Below are 21,728 nucleotides of genomic sequence, written 5' to 3'. Positions count from 1 at the left end.
CTGATAGAAGTTTCACTTTATAGCTCTTTTTTTATTTCTTCTGCAATAAATTCCACACTTGGACCGATAATTACCTGTGCTCCAGATTCCCCTACTTTTATAACACCTCTGGCACCCGCTCTCTTTAAAGCTTCTTCATCCATTAATGAAGAATTCTTTAAATTTAACCGTAATCGTGTTGCACAATGATCAATACTCACAATATTTTCTTCTCCTCCTAAAGCAGATATATAAGTATGAGCCCTCGTATTGCTTCCCGCTGATTCTTCCGTACTATCTATCATTTCGTCATCATCTTCACGCCCGGGAGTTTTTAAATCTAATGCTTTAATTAGGAAGTAAAAAATAACAAAATATAAAACACCATATATTAGACCGATAAGCAGTAATAATAACGGCTTATCAGCAATTCCAAAATTGAGTAAATAATCAATGGCACCTGCTGAAAATGTAAATCCGTCTCTTATCCCAAGCATCGTTGTTAACCATAAAGATAAGCCCGTAAGCACTGCATGAACACCATATAATAATGGAGATAAGAACATAAATGAGAATTCAATCGGCTCTGTTACCCCTGTTACAAAAGAAGTGAGGGCTAAACTCGCAAACATTCCTGTTACTAATTTTTTCTTCTCCCTTTTAGCAGTGAGAATCATCGCTAGTGCTGCTCCTGGCAACGCAAACATCATAATAGGGAAAAATCCTGTCATATACATCCCTGCTGATGGATCACCAGCAAAAAATCTGCTGATATCACCAGTACTTCCTTCAAATTCTCCAAATTGGAACCAAAAAATATTATTTAACACATGATGCAGCCCTATAGGTATTAATAGCCTATTAAAGAAGCCAAATATTCCTGCACCGACTGCACCTAGATCAATCATCCAGTTACCTAAGTTATTAATCGCCTCTTGAATCGGCGGCCAAACAAAGCCTGCTACTCCAGAAAGGAGAACCATCACAACGGCAGTAATAATTGGCACGAATCTCTTTCCTCCAAAAAACGCCAACCATTCGGGCAGTTTTATATCATGAAAACGATTATAGAGCAGCCCTGCAATCACTCCGGCAATAATACCTCCGAGTACAGACATATTAATATCCGGATTAATTGATTTAGCTCCTTCTGTTAGAATAAAATAGCCAATTGCACCTGCAAGCCCGGCAGCACCATTGCCATCTTTTGAAAAGCCAATTGCAACCCCAATCGCAAATATGATAGCTAAATTTGTTAACACAGCACCGCCAGCATTTGCAATAAAAGGAATATTTAATAAATCCTCTTGTCCGAAACGAAGCACTAAACCTGCTGCAGGAAGTACTGCAATTGGGAGCATGAGAGATTTACCAATCCTCTGTAAAAAAGAAAGCATGTTGATTCCTCCTTTAATTAGAACTCGCTTTCTATTACTACTATATTTGCAAACGTTTCCAAAAATTATTCATTTATCCTTTTGTTCTAAATAACAGCTTGTCTCCATAATCATTAAATGAGAATTCATTAGGGGGAATATCAAATGCTTACAGAAGAAATGGTTATCCGCTATCAACAGCTAATCGAGCAAAATAAACAGCTGGAGGAAGAAATTTCAGAACTCAAAAGAGAATTCCATCAATTTTTTAATGAACAATACGGAGAAGAGAAAAAAGGAGAAGTAAAACTCGGAAATTATAAAATACAAAGACAGATTAGAAAATCCGAAACATTGCTTGAAGATAAGACAGTAGAAATGCTTGAAAATTTAAAACTGACAGACTGCATTCTCACCGTAAAGAAACCAGATAAAGAAAAAATCGCTGCCGCTGTTACACTTGGGGCAATTTCCAAGCAATCAATAGAGGAATGTCTCATTAGAAGGACTACACAGGCAATTGTAGTTAGAGAGATTGCAAAATGACTGAACGGGTTCTCGCTTTTTCAGCATATCTATAAAGGAGATAGTACTTATACAAACTAAAATGAGAGTCACTCCACTAAATAGAGTAACTCTCATTTTTATCTGTTAATCATTATTTAATTTTGCTAAATAATTTTACAGCTTCCTCTGGAATATAGAACTTGCCTTTACTTTGAACGACAACACTCTTTAGCTTAGTTTCCTTGCCTTCAGCAATCATAATGTTTTTATTTACTGGGAACTTAGCAATTTTGTTTCCTTTAGTAACGATAAGAACTGGATTATGCTTGTCCGTTTCATCAATCTTTACAGCTGCATTTTCCTTTTTAAATGCTTCCTCAGCTTCAACGAATAGTTCTTCGCTTACTTTTTTCAAATCAAAGCCCATAGAAGAAGCCATAGTATGTGCTATTTCAGTATTATCAATTAAGCCAGTTGGTCTACCAGGCCCGTAAGAATATAAGAATACTTCTTCACCAGTATGTCCGCCTGTTGAGAAACCGATATTAGCACGATTTGATAAAAGCTGTACAAGTGTCTGCTGTAAATTAGCTGATTTTACAAGAGCTTCTTTCTCAGCGTCAGTTGGGTTATCAATACCATATAATGCTGCAACTTCTAATAAATTCGATTTATCAGCTTTTAATTGGCTAAGTGCTCCTTCTAATGTCATTGATGCTTTCTTCAAAGGATCGATATAAGCGGAAACAGGAATATTAGGATACGTTTTAGATGTATTCAAGTTACCCATCGTAATTCCGCTGTTACCGTGGTCAGAAACAGCAATAACAAGTGTATCTTTATCCTTTTTAGCGAAATCTAGAGCTTCTTGAACAGCCGCATCAAATGATAGTACATCTCCAATAATTCCGATTGGATCATTAGCATGTGCAGCCCAGTCTACTTTACTTCCTTCTACGAATAAGAAGAAACCGTCTTTATCTTTTGATAATGTATTAATCGCTTTATTTGTCATTTGTGCTAATGTCGGCTCATTAGGATTTGTCTTTTCACGATCAATATCATATGCTAATTGATTTGGTGCAAATGCTCCCCAAATTTTATCAGACTTTGTATTTAATAAATCTGTTCTATTTTCAACAATATCATATCCATTGTTTTTTAATACATTTACCAGATTTTCTCCATCTTTACGATTATTCTTAGCTTCACCCGGAACAAGCGCATCTTTTCCACCGCCAAGAACGACATCAATTCCTTGATATACTTGCTGTTCAGCAATTTTTTCGTACTCGCTGCGATGTGTTACATGTGCTGAAAAACCTGCAGGTGTTGCATGCTGAATTTCAGAAGTTGAAATAATTCCAGTTGCTTTACCGCCTCTTTTTGCGCCTTCAAGCACATTTGCAACCGGCTTAAAGGGTTTTTCTGCTAAAGCCGGATCTACACCAGGTGTATTCACAACTTCAGGTAAAACACCGACTAATTTATCATTAGATTTATTTCCTGTTGCCATGGCAGTGGAAGCAGGTGCTGAGTCAGTAATAGCAGACTCTGCTGAATGTGTAAACACACCACCTGTCACAATACTATCTAGAGCAAGCGGCTCTCCTTTATACCATCTAGCTAAATTAGTTGCACCTACGCTTGTCCCATCCATCACAAGCATAATGACATTTTTTGCTTTTTCAGGATCTTTTTTAGCTTCCGCTTTTTCATCCTTTTGGCCAAACTGTCCTAATGAGCTAAGCATTACCGCACTAGCTAATGTTACTCCTAATACTTTTTTTGAAATAGTCACGAAAATACCTCCTAAATTTATGATATCCATAATAAATAATAGATAACATTTGTAAATTTAGTTAAGGCAATCTATTAACTTACCTTTACAACATTGTTAAAATTAAGGAGGCTTTTTTCCTATTTATATTTTAAATTCCATAGTTCCTGGAGCACCGGCATTTCTATTCTTTCTTCATCTGTCACATGCTCCCACATTATTCCGTTCGGCTTTTCATACGGGCTGTTCGTTTCAATCAGTTCTTGTTCAGTCGCGATCCAGTCAACAGTTAAGTCAAAAGGATCACGTGGAATATCGTCATCAACGAGCTGGCTGCTGTGAATAGTTGTTATAATCGGAACAGGGGGATTTCCCATTTCACGTAGTATGCCATATTCTCTATCTGCATATCCTTCCCCTTTCCCAAGCCGCCTTCCGTCTTTATGAATCGCAACAGAACCGACAACAATTAAATCAATTGGGGGAATATCCGTAAGCGCAATTAGTTTTCCGTACGATTTAATATTTGTTAAACTGACTGCCTTCCGCTCCTCACCCGGCGGTACCCACTCCGGCTTCACCATAATAAAACCTGCTTTCAATCTCGGTGTCGGTACCAGCAATGTTTTTCCATCTAAAATAACTTGGTGGCGTAACGGGAGCTGCGGGGAATCAGGATTCACTTTAACAACTTTTGCATTTTTATATACATCCATTGCAGCAACTAATTTAGCTGCTTTCTCCGCTCCCTTGAAGTTTGGAATCCGGTTCGTTAAAGGGAAAGGAAAACGACCGTTTTTTTCCTCTGTTAACGTATTCCAAACTTTATGACGGATTTCATCTTTCGTTTTCACCATATGTCTCTTTATCTCCCTTGCTCAATTTCTTCCACTAATAAGGACAATTCTTCCCATCTTTCCATCGTCTTTTCAAGCTTTTCTTCTGTTTCCTGCTGTTCTTTATACAACTCCTGTACTTTCATCGAATCACTTCCAGCATCTATTATCCCCTGCTCAAGTTCAGCGATCTTTTCTTCCAGTTCTGTTATTTTATCTTCGATTTCGTTCCATTCCAACTGTTCTTTGTATGATAACTTTTTCTTCGATTCTTTTTTATACACTTGTTTTTCCGGTGCTTTCTGCTGTACTTTAGCAGCAGATTCTTTTTGCTTTGCCGTCTCCATAAAATCAGAATAGCTGCCTTGAAAACGGCTGATTTCCCCGTTCCCTGAGAAAACTATTAGATGGTCGATTACCCGGTCTAAAAAGTAACGGTCATGGGATACCGTAATAACAACACCCGGGAACTGATCTACATAATCCTCTAATACACCTAATGTCTCCGTATCAAGATCATTTGTCGGCTCATCAAGAAATAGTACATTCGGTTCCTCCATAAGTACTTTTAATAAATATAGACGTCTTCTTTCCCCACCTGAAAGCTTGCGAATGTATGTCCACTGCATGGAGCGCGGGAATAAAAATCTTTCAAGCATCTGCTCTGCGGTAATAACATCACCGTCAGCAGTATGAACGATTTCTGCCACTTCTTTTATATATTCAACGACACGTAAATCTTCATCCATATCTTCATGTTCTTGCGTATAAAAGCCTATTTTTACTGTCGGACCAACTTCAATGGAACCTGTATCAGGCTGAATACGGCCGGCAATCATATTTAATAAAGTTGATTTCCCTGTACCGTTTGGACCGATAATTCCTAAGCGGTCTCCTGGAACAACAAGATAGCTAAAATCTTTAATAAGAGATGTTCCACTGTATGATTTCGAAATGTTTTCAATCTCGATTACCTTTTTTCCAAGTCTGACTGAACCTATAGAGAAATCTAAATCTCCCTTAACTGCCAGCCCTTCTTGTTCCTTAAGTTCCTCTACTCTTCCAATACGTGCTTTTTGCTTTGTTGTCCTCGCTTTTGCTCCTCTTCTTAGCCATGCAAGCTCGCGGCGCAGAAGATTTTGACGTTTCGTTTCTGCCTGTACTTCATTGAATTCTCTTTCAGCTTTTTTTTCTAAAAAAGTTTCATAATTACCTTCATAAGTGTAAATATTGCCGCGGTCTAATTCATAAATTCGATTTGTCACCCGGTTTAAGAAGTAACGGTCATGGGTTACTAATAAAATCGAGCCTTTATACTGAGCCAGGAAGCTCTCAAGCCATTCGATTGTCTCATTGTCTAAATGGTTTGTCGGCTCATCAAGTATTAATAAATGTGCAGGCTGAATTAATGCTTTCGCAATAGCAACACGTTTTTTCTGTCCACCTGATAACAGCTTCACCGATTTCGTAAAATCTGTTATTCCTAATTTAGTAAGAACCGTTTTAGCAACCGTGTTTGCTTCCCATGCATCATTTTCATCCATTTTCTGTTGCATTTTTAATAAGTATTCCTGCTTTTTTTCATCCATAGGGTCTTTCTCAAGCTCACTTAATGCCGCTTCATAGTCTCTCATTACTCTCATAATTAAAGAGTCTCCGTAGTAGATTTGCTCAAGTACTGTTAAATCTTCAGCAAACTCCGGCTGCTGCGGTAAATATTCAATATGCATATCATTGCTGTGAAGGAGCTTTCCTTCTTCAACAGATTCTATCCCTGCTATCACTTTTAATAAAGTGGATTTTCCTGTACCGTTTACGCCGATTAATCCGATTCTTTGCTTTTCAGCTATTGTAAAAGAAATATGATCAAATAACGTCTTTTCTCCATATGTTTTCACTAAATTCTCTACCGAAAGTATGCTCATGTTAATACCAATCCTTAAGTTTTATTACTACTTATTGTATACAAAACAAGGAGTTTAAGCTATAAAATCACACTTTCAATATTTTGAAAAAATATTCTTTACATATATTCTCTTTTCCATTAGTATATTAACTGTATCGATACTATTAATACAGTTAATACGGTTTTATGATGTTCAATTTCAATTTGCACTTGTCTAAAATGTTGAACAGATGTAACTGAGTCATGAAGGGGTGATATATATTGTTTCAATTAGACATTAGAAGTAGAAAACCATTATATGAACAGCTTGTCGACCGCATAAAAGAAATGGTTATTACGAACGTATTAAAGCAAGATGAACAATTGCCGTCTGTTCGTGTACTTTCTAGTGAACTAACCGTTAATCCGAACACGGTGCAGAGAGCGTACCGAGAATTGGAACAGCAAGGCTATATTTATTCAGTAAAAGGAAAAGGGAATTTTGTTGCCGCTATTAATGAATCAAATGTAAAAGAACAGTTAAATGATCTGCTTGCAGAAATTCAAAAATTAGTTGCAGAGGCTATCTTCCTCGGCTTAACAAAAGAGGAGCTCGTTAAAATTTATTATGATGCTATTAACAGAGAAAAGGGGGAGACAGTAGATGCTTCAAGTAAAGCAGATAACGAAGAAGTTTGATAAGGAAGATGCAGTAAGTTCATTATCCCTTTCTGTAAAAAAAGGATCAATTTACGGATTGCTCGGCTCAAATGGTGCCGGAAAAACGACACTTTTAAAAATGATTGCCGGTATTTATAGACCAAATAGCGGAGAAATTTTGATTAATGATAAAGCTGCATATGAAAATCCTGATATAAGGGAAAAAGTATTTTTTATACCTGATGCGCTTTCTTTCTATCCACAGGCAACAGTGAAACAAATGGCTGCACATTATCAATATTTTTATAAAGACTGGAATGAAAATCGCTTTGAAGAATTACAAAAGGTTTTTAAAATTGATCTGAACCGGAAAGTACAGCGTTTATCAAAGGGAATGAAAAGACAGGTTGCCTTCTGGCTGGCCTTATCTACAATGCCTGATTTCCTCATCCTCGATGAACCGATTGATGGACTTGACCCTGTTATGCGGCAAAAAATTAAAAATCTTTTATTCCAGGAGATCGCTGAAAGAAATTTAACTGTTCTTATCTCCTCCCATAACTTACGGGAAATCGAGGATATATGTGATCATGTAGGCATTATGCATAAGGGAACAATGATTATCCAAAAAGACCTTGATGATTTGAAGTCTGACACACATAAAGTTCAGCTCGCTTTAAAAGATCCGAGCCATGAAGAACATCTGTTAAACAAGCTTGATGTACTACATAAAGAAAAAAGAGGCAGTGTTTTATTACTAATTGTAAAAGGAAACGAAGATTCTATTAGAAAAGCAATAAAGTCTACTGAACTGCTATTATTTGATTTATTACCTCTTACTCTAGAAGAAATCTTTATTTATGAAATGGGGGATGTCGGTTATGAAATTGAAAATATCCTTCTTTAATCCAGGAATTTTTAAACAAGATTTAAGACAGCATGGCTGGATAGGTGTTATTTACTTACTTTGTTTATTATTTGTACTACCATTGCAAATGCTGCTTATTATTTCAAATGAGGAGAATTATCCATACTATATAAAGGAATTAACTAATTACTTTCAAGTTGCTGCGGGAGGGCAGTTAATGTTCCTGTTCACACTGCCGGTCATTGCTGGGATTTTCCTGTTTCGCTACTTGCAAACAGAAGCATCTGTAGATATGACTCACAGTTTTCCAGTGAAAAGAAATGTGCATTATTTCAGCCATATTATAAGTGGGGTTTTCATGCTTGTTCTCCCTATCGTTATAACAGCTGCTTTTGCATTCATTATTACAAAATGGGATGCTGGTTTTAATAAAATCTTTACATTTCCAGAACTGCTAAGCTGGATAGGAATTGCATCGCTGCTAACTGTGTTCCTCTTTCTTTTAACAGTGCTAGTTGGAATGATTACAGGAATATCAGTTGTTCAAGGTATCTTAACGTATGTCTTTCTTTTCCTGCCGATAGGAATATTATCTTTACTAAATCTTAACTTAGGTCAAATGTTATTCGGATTTTCCAGTTCTTACTATTTATATGAAAATCTAGAAGTATTATCTCCTTTCATGCGATTTATGGAGATTGCCTCTAAACCATTCTCATCGGTAGAGTTAATTATTTATTGTATATTGACTATTATTTTCTTAATAGCAGGAAAAATTATTTATGACCGCCGCCATTTAGAGCGGGCAGGAGACGCCATCGTTTTTCCATATTTAAAGCCAGTTTTTAAATACGGTATGACATTTTGTACAATGCTATTATCTGGAGCCTATTTTTCCACTATCCAGGATGGAAGTACAGGATGGCTTATTTTCGGATATATTAGCGGCTCCATTATCGGTTATATCATTGCAGAAATCATTCTTCAAAAATCTTGGAGAATTTTGAAACCGAGTATGGCAATTAGTTTTGGAAGCTACTCTATCATTATTGTGCTGATCTACTTCTCTCTTTCAACAGATGTATTCGGCTATGAGAAAAAGCTTCCATCTTTAGATAATATTGAAGCTGTCTATTTAGAAAATGGGGATTATTTAAACGATGGATACTATGGGCAGGAGGTTAGATTCAGCTCTGACCAGACCTATATTCAGGACGTAAGAGAATTCCATGAAGCTATTATTCAACAAAAAAGCCAAATAATAGAAAGAGATAATACAATCTATCATCCTCCTACTTTACTCGTCTATAAATTAAAGAATGGGGGAAAAGTAGCGAGGGAATACGTATTTCCTAATAAATTATTTGCTATAGAATTAAAACCTGTTATTGGATCAATTGAATATAAGAAAACTCACTTTCCATTAAACAATGCGGCGAAAAAAGCAAATGTAGCAGAAATATCTTCAAATGCACCAATTAATAAAAATTTAAAGCTGACAGATCAGAAAGAAATTGCAGAACTGAAGACAGCAATCGAAAAAGATTATTTAGCTCAATCATATGAAGATATTACATCACCGGGGACACCTTGGGGAAGTCTGGAGTTTTCGCACAGGAACCCATCCGTTTATGGTGAAGAAAGTTACTATACTCATTTACAATTAAAGCCTTCCTATAAAGAAACAGAGAAATGGCTGGCTGACAAGAACTATCTCACTCGTGTAAAACTTCTGCCGGAAGACATTGTTACATTAGAGGTTATAAAAGGTAATAATGATTTTTCACAACAAGAAATCGATATTGAAGCTTATTACCGTGAGTTAACGAATAAAAAGGTAGAAGTAACAGATAAAAAGCTTATCAATGAAGTTCTTAATAAATTCAGTGATTATGATGAAGAAGCTAATTATTATGTAAAAATGAGATTTGTAAATGGAAACGAATGGTACGTAGTATTAAGAGAGAAAAATGTACCAGCCGAGCTTCTACAAGCTTTAAAATAAAGATAGAAACACCGTTCAGTATGCATGAACGGTGTTTCTATCTTTTCAATTAACAATAAACTCATTCGGAAAATCTGTCATAATTGTACATACTTCTGCATCCTTTAATGTTTTGAAATAGTTGCTATCATTAATTGTATAAACACGAATCGGATAGCCATATTCTCTTGCCGTTCTTCCTTCCTCCGATACAGCAAACACTGCTTCACAATGAATACCATTGACTTTTAATCTTCTCGCTTCTTCAAGGACAATCGTCGGTACACCTATAAATAATAATGCTGTGTTTATATTTGTATCAAGCTGTCTGACCTTTTCCAGGCTTTTTAAATTAAAGGAAGAAATAATAACCTGATCCTTTAAACCATGTTCATCAATGATTGCTAATACCTTCTCTTCTATATTCGGATACTCTATCTTATATGTTTTCAGCTCAATATTAACGAATAATTTTCTCTTCAAATTCTTTATCCATTGAAGAACCTCGGAAAGAGCAGGGATCTTTTCACCTGAAAATTTCAGATCAAACCAGCTGCCTGCATCAAGTGAACGCAGTTCTCTATATGTCATATCTTTTACAAATCCAATACCATTTGTAGTACGTTCAAGTGTTTCATCATGAATAACAACAACTTCACCGTCTTTTGTCATCTGCACGTCAAGCTCAATTCCATCTACGCCAACTGCTTCTGCCTCACTAAATGAAATCATTGTATTTTCGGGATAACAGCCGCTAAATCCTCGATGTCCGTAAATTTCGACTTTCTTAGTCAATAGAATCACCCCAAAATAAAGCAGTCTGACTTCTTTAAGCAATATAAGTGGAATTTCATTTTATCAGCGAATTTCTGATTTTATCAGCGAATTTCTGATTTTATCAGCGAATTTCTGATTTTATCAGCGAATTCAGCATGTATCGCTTAAACCGATACATGCTGAATTCTTTATTTATACTTATATAGTTCAAAGGGGCAAACTGCCTTAATATAAAATTATTTTTTCTTATTCGCTACTTCAAGTGCGCGATTCGTTTCTTCTGCCGCTTGATCAAGAGCTTTTTTAGGATCTGCACCTTGATATAAACTTTCCATTCCGGCTACGACTTTTTGTCTTGATTCAGGGAAAACAGAGATTAATGCACCCTGTGTTGCAGTACTCGTCTTTGTATCATGAAGCTGATCAACTGTTACTTTTAATTGCGGGTATTTCTCCCATTCTTTTCTTACAATATCTTCTTCATACGCTTTGGGATTAATCGCAAAATATCCTGTTTCAATATGCCATTTTGCTTGGACTTCAGGAGTTGTTAAATACTTCATAAACTCCCATGCAGCTTTTTGTCTTTCTTCACTAATTCCATTAGACATCCAAACAGAAGCACCACCGATAATAACACCTTCGCGCTCTACATCATCAGGAATCGGTAAATATGCCACCCCTACTTCAAACGGTGCATTATCAACAATATTTTTCACACCAGCAGATGAATCTAAATACATTGCAATTTTTTTCGATTGGAATGCAGCTCGCATATCATCCCAGTTCTGCCCAACATTATAATATGTGCCTTCTTTATGCATATCACTAATTAATTGAAATACTTTTAAACCTTTTTCATCATTGAATGTTGCCTTTGTTGCATCACCTTTACGTCCATTCTCCTGATCAACATATAAACCGCCTTGAACCGCTAACATCTGCTCAAAGAACCAGCCATAGTTAAGAATCGAAAATCCGTACTGTGATTTATCTTCTTTTGTTAATTTTTTTGCAGCTTCTTTTAATTCGCTATAAGTTTCTGGTGCTTTCTCAGGATCTAAGCCCGCTTCTTTAAATGCGTCCTTATTATAAATAACGACAGGTGTAGAAGAGTTAAACGGCATAGAGTACTGTTTTCCATCTACTGTATAATAACTAGAAATATTTTTCTCCCATTGGGAAATATCATAATTATCTTCATCAATAAATTTTTGAACAGGCTCAATTTTTCCTGTATCAATCATATATTTCGTTCCTACTTCAAATGTTTGCATAATTGTCGGTGCATCATCTGTTCCTGCGACCGCATTAAATTTTGTTAATGCTTCTTCATATGTACCTTGGAATTCAGGTTTTACTTCAATTTTGTCTTGTGATTTATTAAAATCATCAGCAAGTCTCTTTAAAGCTTCTTCAAGGGGACCGCTCATAGCATGCCAGAAGACAACCTCTGTTTTCTCACCGGACTTTTCCTCTTTCTGTTTATCATCATTTCCCTCTGACTCATTATTACTCGTATTAGTACTCGTGTTAGAACATGCTGCCATTAATAATAAAAATAAAGCGGATAAAATAACTAGTAATTTTTTCATTAAATGAACACTCCTTTTTATTTTATTGCTCCTTCTGTTAACCCTTTTTGCAAATGCTTTTGTCCTAAAAATAAAAGTATTAATGTAGGAAGAATTACGACGATAACCGCTGCCATAATCACCCCCCATTCGGACGAGAGTTCCTGTGACTGCATTTGCTTTAAGCCGATTTGCACAGTTCTTACCTTCTCATTATTTGTTACTAATAAAGGCCATAAATACATATTCCACGTCGTAAGAAAACTGTAAATTCCTAACGTAATTAAACTAGTTTTCGAGACAGGTAAGATAATATGAAGAAAAAAACGAAACCTGCTGATACCCGCAACCTGGGATGCTTCAAAAAGCTCATTTGGAATCGTTTTAAATTGCTGTCTAAGCAAAAATGTTCCAAAAGCGAGCGCGAAAAACGGGATTGTTAAGCTCATATAATTATTAATCCAGCCAAGCTTTTGCACCGTTAAGAAGTTAGGTACCATCGTTGCTTCCCACGGAATCATCATCGTTGAAATAAAAATAAAAAATAGAATATCTCTTCCTTTAAAAGGGATAAAAACAAAGGCAAAGGCTGCAAGACTTGAAACTATCAATTGCCCAATCATGACAATAATCGAAACAAAAAAGCTGTTCCATAAATAATGTAATAGAGGTACTTTTGAAAATGCTGATTCATAATTTTGCAAAGTGAAATTTTCAGGAATGAGCTTGCCTTGAAGCACTTCCCCACCCTGCATGAAGCTGATCATAAATGCATAAATGATAGGAAACATCATAATAATTGTAAAACTGATTAATAGAAAATAGAGAAAGGTTCTTTTTATTAGACTCATTGATAATGCACCTTCCTTTCTCCAAGTTTAAATTGAAGAATCGTAACGAATAAAATAAAGAAAAATAGAATTGTCGCCTGGGCGCTTGCCGGGCCGATATTATAGTTAATAAAAGCATCTTTATAAATGGAGTAAACGATAACATTCGTTGATTCCATCGGTCCACCCTTTGTTAAAATATCTATCTGGCCAAACGTTTGAAATGCATTGATTAAAGAAACAGTTATAATAAAAAATAATGTCGGTGAAAGCATTGGAATAGTAATTTTTCTAAGTTTGTAAAAATAACTTACTCCTGCTATTTCTGCATTTTCATATAGTTTGTCATCAATATTTTGCAGCCCTCCTAATAAAATAAGGAAAGCAAAGCCTGTATTCATCCAAATTGTTGCAATTGATACAGATATAAGAGCATACTTAGGGTCTAACAGCCACTGAAGCTCAGAAAACCCAAAAAAAGTAACTATTTTATTCAAAGCTCCGATTGCAGGATTATACATAAACATCCAAATAACAGACGATGCAGCAACACTCATCCCCATTGTCGAGGAGAACATTGTACGAAAGAAGCCCATCCCTCTTACTTTTTCATTTGCTATTAAAGCTAAAAAAAGTGCAAGAATAACACCAGCTGGTACTGTATATATAACAAATAGAAGCGTTGCCTTTATGCTTGTTTGAAAGGAAGCTGAACTTAATAAATATGTAAAGTTTTCTAAACCGACAAATGTAATCGGCACACCTTGTCCATCCGTTAAGTAAAAACTTAAAATAAACGTGCGAATAAGCGGATAAAATAAAAAAACGGCAAATAGAATAATAGACGGCAGTAAATAAAGCAGGCCGACAATAACATTTGGGATATGTTTTTTCTTTTTAAAAGATGAATTAACGGAAGCTGCTAAGAGCTCCTGCTGTAATCCACTCATCCTAACACCTCTTCTACAGGCATTGAAGCAGACCCCACCTTAATACGCTCTCCATCTTTTTTACGGAAAAAATAAATGTTTTTCTCATCAATATAGACCGGTAAATATTCACCAACATTTATATCCCACTGTCCGTTCCATCTGGCAATCCACTGCTCGCTGTCACCTATTCCAAATGTTAATAATGTTTCTGTTCCTAAAATTTCAACGTTCGCCACTTCCACATTAAAACCAATTTGTCCCTCTTGTACGGGCTGAATATGTTCCGGACGGACACCTATAATGACATCTTCATTTAACAGTTGTTCATTTATACGGAACAGCTGCTTTCCAATATCGCCTTCTATCAGATTCATTGGCGGAGAACCAATAAAAGAAGAGACAAATGTATTTGCCGGATCATTATAAATTTCAAGCGGACGGCCAATCTGCTGGACTATCCCTTCATTTAAAATCATCATACGGTCTGCCATCGTCATCGCTTCCACCTGATCATGTGTCACATAAATCATTGTGATTCCAAGCTTTCTCTGCAGCTGCCTAATTTCAGAACGCATTTTAGCACGCAATTTTGCATCAAGATTTGACAACGGTTCATCCATTAAACAAATTGGAGATTGTGTCACAATTGCCCGTGCTAATGCCACTCTCTGCCTTTGTCCACCAGAAAGCTCACGGGGTCTTCTTCTTAAATACGGCGATAAACCAAGCATTTCTGCCGCTTCCGTACATCGTTTCTGCTGTTCTGCTTTAGAAATTTTCCTTGTATGTAAACCGAACATAATATTCTGTTCAACCGTCAAATGCGGATAGAGAGCATAGTTTTGAAAAACCATCGATAATTCCCGTTCACTCGGAGGCAATTGATTCGCATACATTTCACCTATTAACAGATTGCCGCTCGTTACATGCTCAAGCCCTGCAATCATACGGAGTATCGTACTTTTTCCACATCCAGACGGTCCGACAAGTACGAAAAACTCCCCGGGTTCGATTGATACATTTATCTCTTTAATGATATTTGTTTTTCCGTCATAAGATTTACTGACGTCTATTAATTCCACACGCTTCAACTCTATTGCTCCTTTCCATCATTCATCTGCACTACTAACTATCGTACATGTCGAATATAAAGCGAGTATGAAATAATTGTTGATTATTGTAAAAATTTCGTAAAGCTAATACCGTAGCAGATTTGGAAAGTAAAAAAGATCTGCCTGAAATTCCAGGCAGATCTTCTAATGATTATAAAGTTTATAATAAAATCCTTTATCATCCATCAATGACTGATGTGTTCCTCTTTCAATAATTTCTCCGTCTTTTAAAACTAAAATCTGATCCGCTTTTTGGATCGTATTAAGACGATGTGCAATAACAAAACTCGTTCTTCCTTCCATGAGTTGATCGAGTGCTTCCTGTATCGCAAGCTCTGTAATTGTGTCGATGCTGCTCGTTGCTTCATCTAATATAAGTATTTTCGGATCAGCTAAAATGGCTCTCGCTATTGAAAGAAGCTGTTTTTGTCCATGGCTTATTCCGCTTCCGTCCTGTTCTAAAACCGTATCATATTTTAATGGAAGCTTCTCAATGAATGAATGGGCATTTGCCTTTTTTGCTGCTTCTTCAATTTCCTCGTCCGTCGCATCAAGCCTTCCGTAACGGATATTTTCTCTTATCGTTCCTTTAAATAAATAAGAGTCCTGTAAAACGAATGCCATGCTCATTCTTAAACTCTCTCTTGTTATCTTTTTATTATCATAGCCATCAATCAAAATTTCTCCGCTGTCCGGATCATAAAAACGTGATAATAAATTAATAACAGTTGATTTCCCTGCACCTGTAGGACCAACGAGCGCAATCATTTCACCTTGATTTGCTTTGAATGACAGATTCCTCACTGTATCTCCCTCATCTTCATAAGAGAATGCAACATTTCGAAATTCTACATTCCCTTTTACATCTGTCAGTGTTATTGCGTCCATTTCATCCGTACGTTCCTCTTTCTCATCAAGGACTTCGAACACTCTTTCAGCGCCAGCTACGGCAGAAAGCAATGTATTAAACTGATTGGCAAGATCGTTAAGCGGACGTGTAAACTGGCGTGCATATTCTGTGAAAATGATAATGACACCGATTGTTATCATTCCATTCAAAGCAAAAATCCCGCCGATTGCCGCGATAATCGTAAAGTTCAAATTATTAAGCACATTCATTAATTTAGGAATGAAACCTGAAATAGTCTGTGCCCAAAATCCTGATCTTTTAAGGTTATCCGCCTTCTCCAAAAATTCTGCAATTACTTTTTCCTCTTGAGAGTAAGCCTTAATAATCTTCTGTCCTGAAATAGTCTCCTGAATAAAACCGTTTAAATTACCGATGTTTTGCTGCTGGACTTTGTATAAACGGCTTGTCCTGCTCGTAATCCATTTCATTCCGAAGACCATGAGCGGAATAACAATCATCGTTACTAATGTAAGCAGTGGGCTTAACATAAGCATGACAGTTACTGTTCCAACTAAAGTAAGGGCACTTGAGAAAATTTGAATAAAGGAGCTGTTCAATGTGGAACTGACATTCTCAATATCATTCGTCATCCGGCTCATTAATTCACCATGCTGGCGTTTATCAAAAAAGGATATTGGCAGCTTATGCAAATGCTGAAACAATTGCGTCCTCATTTTATTTACAGTACTTTGAGCAATTCCAATCATCCAGTAGTTCTGTAAAAACACCGATAGTGAATTAAAAATAAATACAAATAACAAGAAAACTAATAATGTTAAAATACCTGTGTTATCTCTTGTAACAATATATTCATCAATTGCCCGTCCGATCAGGTAGGGTCCTAATAAACCCAGAGCAGTACTGATTACAACCATTGCAATAACAGCTAATAAATGCAGACGTTTCTCAGCAAGATAATTCCATACTCTCTTTAATGTCGCAGCACTATTTTTTGCTTTCTTTTTCTTTTGCGTCTCGTCTTTATTTATTTCGATTTTCTTATAGCGGAAAGGACTAGTTAACTGTTTGATCATGTGTAAACATCTCCTTTCCAAACTGTGATTCTGTAATCTTTCTATATAATTTAGAATTTTTCATTAGCTCTTCATGTGTACCTTCAGCAATAATCATGCCGTCTTCAAGCAATAAAGTTTTATCGGCCTGCATCGCAGTACTGATTTTCTGTGTAATAATAAGGGTCGTACAATTATATTTTTTAATTGCTTCAAGAAGATTTGCTTCTGTTTTCAAATCAAGTGCACTCGTACTATCATCCAATAATAATATTTTCGGATTCCGTACTAATGCCCTTGCGATAGAAAGACGCTGTTTTTGCCCGCCTGAAAGATTAATCCCTTTTTGACCAAGAATCGAATCATACTGCTGTGGCAATGACATAATCGTCTCATGAATTTGGGCATTTTTTGCCGCAAATATTACTTCATCTATTGTTGCATCTTCTTTTCCCCACATAATATTACTTTGTACGGAACCGGAGAAAAGCATTGCTTCCTGAGGAACAAGTCCAATTTGTTTTCTCAAATGTTCAAGCTTATACTTTTTAATCTCCTGATCATCGATAAAAATGCTTCCATTGTTTGTTTCATATAAACGCGGAATGAGCTGGAATAAAGATGACTTCCCTGAACCGGTTGCACCTAAGATCGCAATCGTTTCTCCTGAATGCACAGTGAAAGATACATTTTTCAGCACTTCTGCCTCACTGTTTGGATATTTAAAAGAAGCCTCTTGAAATTCGATTTTCCCCTCTAGCGTTGACTTCTCTTCCTCTGCATCAGCAGAATCAATTAAATCAACATCTGTTTCAAGCACTTCTGTCACCCTTTGTGACGATGCTTTCGCCCGAGAGAAAAACATAATAATAAAGGAAAACATAGATAAAGAAGAAGTGATTCGAAGTGCGTAGTTAACGACGGCCACAACTTCCCCGATCTTCACTTCACTATTGCTCACCTGTAAGCTTCCTTTCCATAAAATCACTATGATTGTTAAATTCATGACGAGAAGCATAATCGGCATCGTCATTTCAATCGTTCTAAAGGCAGAGGCAGTCCCTTTCGTCAGCTCGTTCGCCGCCTTTGTGAAACGGTTTACTTCATAATCTTTTCTCAAGAATGCTTTAATAAGCCTCATGCTCGTTAAATTTTCCTGCATTACTCCATTCACACGGTCTAATTTACCTTGAACCGTTCTAAATAAAAGACCGCCTTTTTTCATAATCCATTTCATACATACGAGAAGAAGCGGCAAAGCAACCGCAAGGAAAATTCCTAATTGAAAATTAACGACTAATGCTAAAGCAATTCCGAAAATGACAGTGAGTGGAGCACGAAGCATAATCCGCAAACTCATAAACAATGTTGTCTGGATTTGTGTCACATCATTTGTCATTCTCGTAATTAAAGAAGATGTTTCAAAACGTCCAAGATTCGTAAATGAAAAAGACTGGACTTTCTCAAACAGTTTTTTACGAATATCATAACCGAAGTTCTGGCTTATATGGGAAGCATAAAAGGAGTTAATAATTCCCGAAATAAAAGCAAGTAAGGATATGCCAAGCATAATTCCTCCCCACTTAAGCACCATATTGAAATCTTTTGCTACAATCCCATCATCAATAATTTTTGCCATTAGCAGAGGCTGTACAAGCTCCACCGCTAACTCGACAAACATTAAGAAAAGGGCAAATATAATAAGAAACCGGTACGGCTTTGTAAATGCTAATATTTTTTTCATACAATAATCCTTTCTATGAAAAATAGGCAGCAAGCAAAATAATCTTATTGTATATGATAGCTCTTTCTGTTGGTGATGGAAACTATAAACACTTGTTTACTAAACCGAATATACATATGTATTTTTAAAATAAAAAATAACCTGCTTCAAAAATAAATTGAAACAGGTCGTTTTCCTATATTCCATTGCTTTTAATATATCCACTCTTAATACTTTTTACCATTTACTAAACAGCATTGCTCGTACGATCCATATTTTATTTACAAAATAACATGCTGAAACGATTTCTTCATTGGATGCCTCTTTAATAGCAAACAAATAGGTGAGACATCTAAATATCCTTTAATCTTGCATCTGATCAACACTTAATAGTCCTAAGTCAACTAAATAAAAAATTGGGCTTGTCTTATCATTCTGCAAATCAATTATGACATTTGTAAATCCTGCTTCTCCAACTACTTTTCCATTGTAAGTAAGACTTAGAACAACATATTTTTCATTAAAATAATTAATATCAGCTAGTCCAATTCCGCTCGTTACAAACTCAAGTTCTTTTGCAATTTTTTCATAATCAAGCATAAACTCTGGTTCATACACATCATTTCCGGCCGCATAATTTTCGATTGTTTGGATTTTTTGGATGCCATCTTCAAGCTTATCTTTAGCTCCATTTATATAAACATATTTACCATCATTGCTTAAATAGTCACTCTCTTTTATTTCGATTATTTGATTCTCTTCTAAATCTAGAATGGCATCTTCAAATACGAGTGCATATCTCTTTGAATCTCCAACTTTGTTAAAGCTGTCCTTATAAACGTCTAATTCGGAACTATCAATAGCTGCCTGTAAATCTTTATTCATTAGTTTACTAGCTGTAAAATCGGATAAATCCTGCTTTATAAAAAGCCCAATATATAAAATTCCTTCTTCTGGATCTTCTATATCTAAATCTTGAATATCTAAAGTGAACATCTGATCATTCACTTGTTTCATATTAATAACAAGCTCATCTGCTTCTTTTACACCATATTCCTTTAACAGCTCCGGCAAATCTATTGTTTTTTCTCCTTGTGCTGTCTTCACTTCTAATTGATTATTCTCTTTTAATACAATTGAAGGAAGCTTGTATTGTTTTGTATCTGCTAATAATTCATTTTGCTCCAGTTCTTTCTTTTTGCTTTGAGCGATTTTATCCAGTTCCTTTTCAGAAACTTTTTTACCTAATAACGGCTCGTATGATCTTTCTAATACTGACTCATTAAATTCGTAATAAGCTATTTCTCGTTTCTCTGCATTTACATTGTCCTTCGAATAGACGAATTGATTATTATGATGAATTAGCAGATTATTATTCTGATTAAAATATGTGCTCATAAATTTCGTTAATGCCGGACTGCTTTCCTCAGGGAAATTTTCCTTATATGTTACTGTATTTTGTTTAGGTTCCATGCTCATCTTCTTTTCCTCACATCCGACTAAAAAGAGTAAGAGCAAAACGATTAAATGACAGCTGACTAAAAACTTTTTCATTATTAACTGCTCCTATTCTTTTGTTTTTCATTAACTTCTTCGATTATATTAATAAAATCTTTATCCTCTACTTCATAAATATGGCCAGGATCAGTTACACCGTTTCCTTTAACTTCAATTTGAGGCCTTTTATCTATCAAATCCCCTAATATTTCAGCATGTTGGCTTTTGATAGATACAGTATCATCACTGCTCGTTTTTGTTTCGATTGTCGTACGAGCATACGGATTATATTGAACTACCTTTCTATACCCTGCCACAGCTGTGATTTCCATCTTTTGAAGCTTATCATATACTTCAGGATTAGCTGATTTTAATTTATGAATATCTTCTGATAAAGGCTCACTGGACATATCAGTGTAGGCATTACTATATTCTAATCCTTCTATGTCATTGCGATTATCTTTATTAAAATCTATATAATCACTCGTATTTTTAGGATCTTGTCCTATTTTTTCTGCGATCCAGCGGGCACCATTAGCAGACTTAGCCAGCAGATTCGTATCATATGGAGTTCCTACTGTTGTAATGCTTCGGACATTATCTGGATAATCAACCGCGAATTGCAGGGACCTGCGTCCGCCATAGCTATGAGCAAACATATCAATTTTTGTACTATTATTTATCAATCCCATTTTATTCAGCTTTTGAGCCAAATCATCACTAGTTTCCTGACGATGTTCATTTTTATGCTCTGTATCATAAATAATATGAAGACGGCCTTTTTTCATCTCATACTGTCTTTCCTGTTTTAATTTTTCAATATCATCAATTTTTTTTACAATTTTCTTTCCATTTAATACGCTGACCGTACGATACTCTATTTCTCCGTTACGCATCACATAAATAAGCACATCTCCGCTTTCCGCCGCTTCTACAGCACTATCCAAAAACTTTTTTCCTGTATCCTCAATCCCATGCACATACACTGATACATTTTCAAACCCTGAAAAATCTCCTTTTACTTTATTTTCAGAATTATAAAGCATACTAATGTCTGCTAATGCTGAGCGGATAGGAGACCGGTACAAACGAACAGTATTTTGAAACTTTAACTCTACTTCGTCTAACTCCTCACTTAATCTTCCATATATTTGCTTAATCTCCATAACTGCATTGCCCATTATTATCATTTTGTATTGTTCTTCATCAGTTAGCTTATCTTTTCCCCTCAGTTTCTCCAGAAAGCTCTCATAGCAGTCATCTATCTCGCTTTTCCATGTATTGATTGCTGCTTTGATATCTTCTATATTTACACTGAGCATATCCCCTCCAGCAGATTTGCTCGTGCTGAAAAGATAAGCGAGATTTTCTGAAAAAGTATCACAGAGAAGCTGAGATTGTGCATCGCTTAGTATATTATTTGCACTCGCCTTATGTTTATCTAAAACAGTATTAAGCTCTGGGCATCCTTCATAATAACTCAAA

At 35.9% G+C, this 21,728-nt stretch carries 17 protein-coding genes; 4 read left to right on the top strand and 13 right to left on the bottom strand.

Annotated features, from left to right (window positions below):
• Nucleotides 1-17: 17 nt before the first annotated feature.
• Nucleotides 18-1,376 carry an N-acetylglucosamine-specific PTS transporter subunit IIBC gene (nagE, locus tag BFA01S_RS05720; protein ID WP_066226814.1) on the bottom strand — a complete coding sequence of 453 codons (1,359 nt, stop codon included), beginning with the start codon at nucleotides 1,374-1,376 and terminating at the stop codon, nucleotides 18-20.
• A 144-nt stretch (nucleotides 1,377-1,520) separates the two neighbouring features.
• Between nagE and BFA01S_RS05715 the strand changes: the two genes are divergently transcribed.
• On the top strand, nucleotides 1,521-1,901 hold the full coding sequence (locus tag BFA01S_RS05715) for a host-nuclease inhibitor Gam family protein (protein ID WP_066226811.1): 381 nt from the start codon (nucleotides 1,521-1,523) through the stop codon (nucleotides 1,899-1,901).
• A 112-nt stretch (nucleotides 1,902-2,013) separates the two neighbouring features.
• Here the strand turns inward: BFA01S_RS05715 and BFA01S_RS05710 are convergent, their stop codons facing one another.
• From BFA01S_RS05710 to BFA01S_RS05700, 3 genes are all read right to left on the bottom strand, one after another.
• Entirely contained in the window at nucleotides 2,014-3,693 is a 1,680-nt protein-coding gene (locus BFA01S_RS05710; RefSeq protein WP_066226810.1) for an alkaline phosphatase, read from the bottom strand.
• A gap of 89 nt (nucleotides 3,694-3,782) precedes the next feature.
• Nucleotides 3,783-4,499: a 5-formyltetrahydrofolate cyclo-ligase gene (locus tag BFA01S_RS05705; RefSeq protein ID WP_326174665.1), complete on the bottom strand. Its 717-nt coding sequence runs from the start codon at nucleotides 4,497-4,499 to the stop codon at nucleotides 3,783-3,785.
• 8 nt (nucleotides 4,500-4,507) lie between these two features.
• Nucleotides 4,508-6,403 carry an ABC-F family ATP-binding cassette domain-containing protein gene (locus BFA01S_RS05700; protein WP_066226807.1) on the bottom strand — a complete coding sequence of 632 codons (1,896 nt, stop codon included), beginning with the start codon at nucleotides 6,401-6,403 and terminating at the stop codon, nucleotides 4,508-4,510.
• A gap of 242 nt (nucleotides 6,404-6,645) precedes the next feature.
• Between BFA01S_RS05700 and BFA01S_RS05695 the strand changes: the two genes are divergently transcribed.
• From BFA01S_RS05695 to BFA01S_RS05685, 3 genes are read left to right on the top strand one after another with little or no spacing between them, the layout of a single operon-like run.
• Entirely contained in the window at nucleotides 6,646-7,062 is a 417-nt protein-coding gene (locus BFA01S_RS05695) for a GntR family transcriptional regulator (protein ID WP_066226804.1), read from the top strand.
• The gene (locus tag BFA01S_RS05690; RefSeq protein WP_066226798.1) at nucleotides 7,028-7,930 is read left to right on the top strand and encodes an ABC transporter ATP-binding protein; all 903 of its coding nucleotides are present in this window, start codon (nucleotides 7,028-7,030) and stop codon (nucleotides 7,928-7,930) included. The genes BFA01S_RS05695 and BFA01S_RS05690 overlap by 35 nt, the downstream gene beginning before the upstream one ends.
• Nucleotides 7,905-9,896 (top strand): hypothetical protein, encoded by a 1,992-nt coding sequence (locus BFA01S_RS05685; RefSeq protein ID WP_066226795.1) that lies wholly within the window; start codon nucleotides 7,905-7,907, stop codon nucleotides 9,894-9,896. The genes BFA01S_RS05690 and BFA01S_RS05685 overlap by 26 nt, the downstream gene beginning before the upstream one ends.
• 45 nt (nucleotides 9,897-9,941) lie before the next feature.
• On the opposite strand, the gene BFA01S_RS05680 is transcribed toward BFA01S_RS05685, so the two are convergent.
• From BFA01S_RS05680 to BFA01S_RS05640, 9 genes are all read right to left on the bottom strand, one after another.
• Nucleotides 9,942-10,670: a glycerophosphodiester phosphodiesterase gene (locus BFA01S_RS05680; protein WP_066226792.1), complete on the bottom strand. Its 729-nt coding sequence runs from the start codon at nucleotides 10,668-10,670 to the stop codon at nucleotides 9,942-9,944.
• A gap of 218 nt (nucleotides 10,671-10,888) precedes the next feature.
• The gene (locus BFA01S_RS05675; RefSeq protein ID WP_066226789.1) at nucleotides 10,889-12,247 is read right to left on the bottom strand and encodes an ABC transporter substrate-binding protein; all 1,359 of its coding nucleotides are present in this window, start codon (nucleotides 12,245-12,247) and stop codon (nucleotides 10,889-10,891) included.
• 17 nt (nucleotides 12,248-12,264) lie between these two features.
• The gene (locus BFA01S_RS05670) at nucleotides 12,265-13,077 is read right to left on the bottom strand and encodes a carbohydrate ABC transporter permease (protein WP_066226787.1); all 813 of its coding nucleotides are present in this window, start codon (nucleotides 13,075-13,077) and stop codon (nucleotides 12,265-12,267) included.
• Nucleotides 13,074-14,006, bottom strand: a complete 933-nt coding sequence (locus BFA01S_RS05665; protein WP_066226784.1) for a carbohydrate ABC transporter permease — start codon at nucleotides 14,004-14,006, stop codon at nucleotides 13,074-13,076. Before BFA01S_RS05665 ends, BFA01S_RS05670 begins: the two co-directional genes overlap by 4 nt.
• Nucleotides 14,003-15,079 carry an ABC transporter ATP-binding protein gene (locus tag BFA01S_RS05660; protein WP_066226781.1) on the bottom strand — a complete coding sequence of 359 codons (1,077 nt, stop codon included), beginning with the start codon at nucleotides 15,077-15,079 and terminating at the stop codon, nucleotides 14,003-14,005. Before BFA01S_RS05660 ends, BFA01S_RS05665 begins: the two co-directional genes overlap by 4 nt.
• Nucleotides 15,080-15,244: 165 nt before the next feature.
• Entirely contained in the window at nucleotides 15,245-17,044 is a 1,800-nt protein-coding gene (locus BFA01S_RS05655) for an ABC transporter ATP-binding protein (RefSeq protein ID WP_066226778.1), read from the bottom strand.
• The gene (locus tag BFA01S_RS05650; protein ID WP_066226775.1) at nucleotides 17,025-18,767 is read right to left on the bottom strand and encodes an ABC transporter ATP-binding protein; all 1,743 of its coding nucleotides are present in this window, start codon (nucleotides 18,765-18,767) and stop codon (nucleotides 17,025-17,027) included. The genes BFA01S_RS05655 and BFA01S_RS05650 overlap by 20 nt, the downstream gene beginning before the upstream one ends.
• A 342-nt stretch (nucleotides 18,768-19,109) precedes the next feature.
• Entirely contained in the window at nucleotides 19,110-20,300 is a 1,191-nt protein-coding gene (locus BFA01S_RS05645) for a hypothetical protein (protein ID WP_066226772.1), read from the bottom strand.
• Nucleotides 20,301-20,302: 2 nt separating this feature from the next.
• The gene (locus BFA01S_RS05640; RefSeq protein ID WP_066226769.1) at nucleotides 20,303-21,727 is read right to left on the bottom strand and encodes an alpha/beta fold hydrolase; all 1,425 of its coding nucleotides are present in this window, start codon (nucleotides 21,725-21,727) and stop codon (nucleotides 20,303-20,305) included.
• Between the last annotated feature and the right edge of the window lies 1 nt (nucleotide 21,728).

It is taken from the genome of Metabacillus fastidiosus NBRC 101226 (assembly GCF_001591625.1).
Lineage (GTDB): Bacteria > Bacillota > Bacilli > Bacillales > Bacillaceae > Metabacillus > Metabacillus fastidiosus.
This window is presented reverse-complemented; position numbering and strand designations above follow the sequence as displayed.

Excerpts from the sequence above, each read along its gene's own strand:
- nagE (WP_066226814.1), bottom strand. The coding sequence starts at position 1,376 with ATGCTTTCTTTTTTACAGAGGATTGGTAAATCTCTCATGCTCCCAATT.
- BFA01S_RS05715 (WP_066226811.1), top strand. The coding sequence starts at position 1,521 with ATGCTTACAGAAGAAATGGTTATCCGCTATCAACAGCTAATCGAGCAA.
- BFA01S_RS05710 (WP_066226810.1), bottom strand. The coding sequence starts at position 3,693 with ATGGATATCATAAATTTAGGAGGTATTTTCGTGACTATTTCAAAAAAA.
- BFA01S_RS05705 (WP_326174665.1), bottom strand. The coding sequence starts at position 4,499 with ATGGTGAAAACGAAAGATGAAATCCGTCATAAAGTTTGGAATACGTTA.
- BFA01S_RS05700 (WP_066226807.1), bottom strand. The coding sequence starts at position 6,403 with ATGAGCATACTTTCGGTAGAGAATTTAGTGAAAACATATGGAGAAAAG.
- BFA01S_RS05690 (WP_066226798.1), top strand. The coding sequence starts at position 7,028 with ATGCTTCAAGTAAAGCAGATAACGAAGAAGTTTGATAAGGAAGATGCA.
- BFA01S_RS05685 (WP_066226795.1), top strand. The coding sequence starts at position 7,905 with ATGAAATTGAAAATATCCTTCTTTAATCCAGGAATTTTTAAACAAGAT.
- BFA01S_RS05675 (WP_066226789.1), bottom strand. The coding sequence starts at position 12,247 with ATGAAAAAATTACTAGTTATTTTATCCGCTTTATTTTTATTATTAATG.
- BFA01S_RS05670 (WP_066226787.1), bottom strand. The coding sequence starts at position 13,077 with ATGAGTCTAATAAAAAGAACCTTTCTCTATTTTCTATTAATCAGTTTT.
- BFA01S_RS05665 (WP_066226784.1), bottom strand. The coding sequence starts at position 14,006 with ATGAGTGGATTACAGCAGGAGCTCTTAGCAGCTTCCGTTAATTCATCT.
- BFA01S_RS05655 (WP_066226778.1), bottom strand. The coding sequence starts at position 17,044 with ATGATCAAACAGTTAACTAGTCCTTTCCGCTATAAGAAAATCGAAATA.
- BFA01S_RS05650 (WP_066226775.1), bottom strand. The coding sequence starts at position 18,767 with ATGAAAAAAATATTAGCATTTACAAAGCCGTACCGGTTTCTTATTATA.
- BFA01S_RS05645 (WP_066226772.1), bottom strand. The coding sequence starts at position 20,300 with ATGAAAAAGTTTTTAGTCAGCTGTCATTTAATCGTTTTGCTCTTACTC.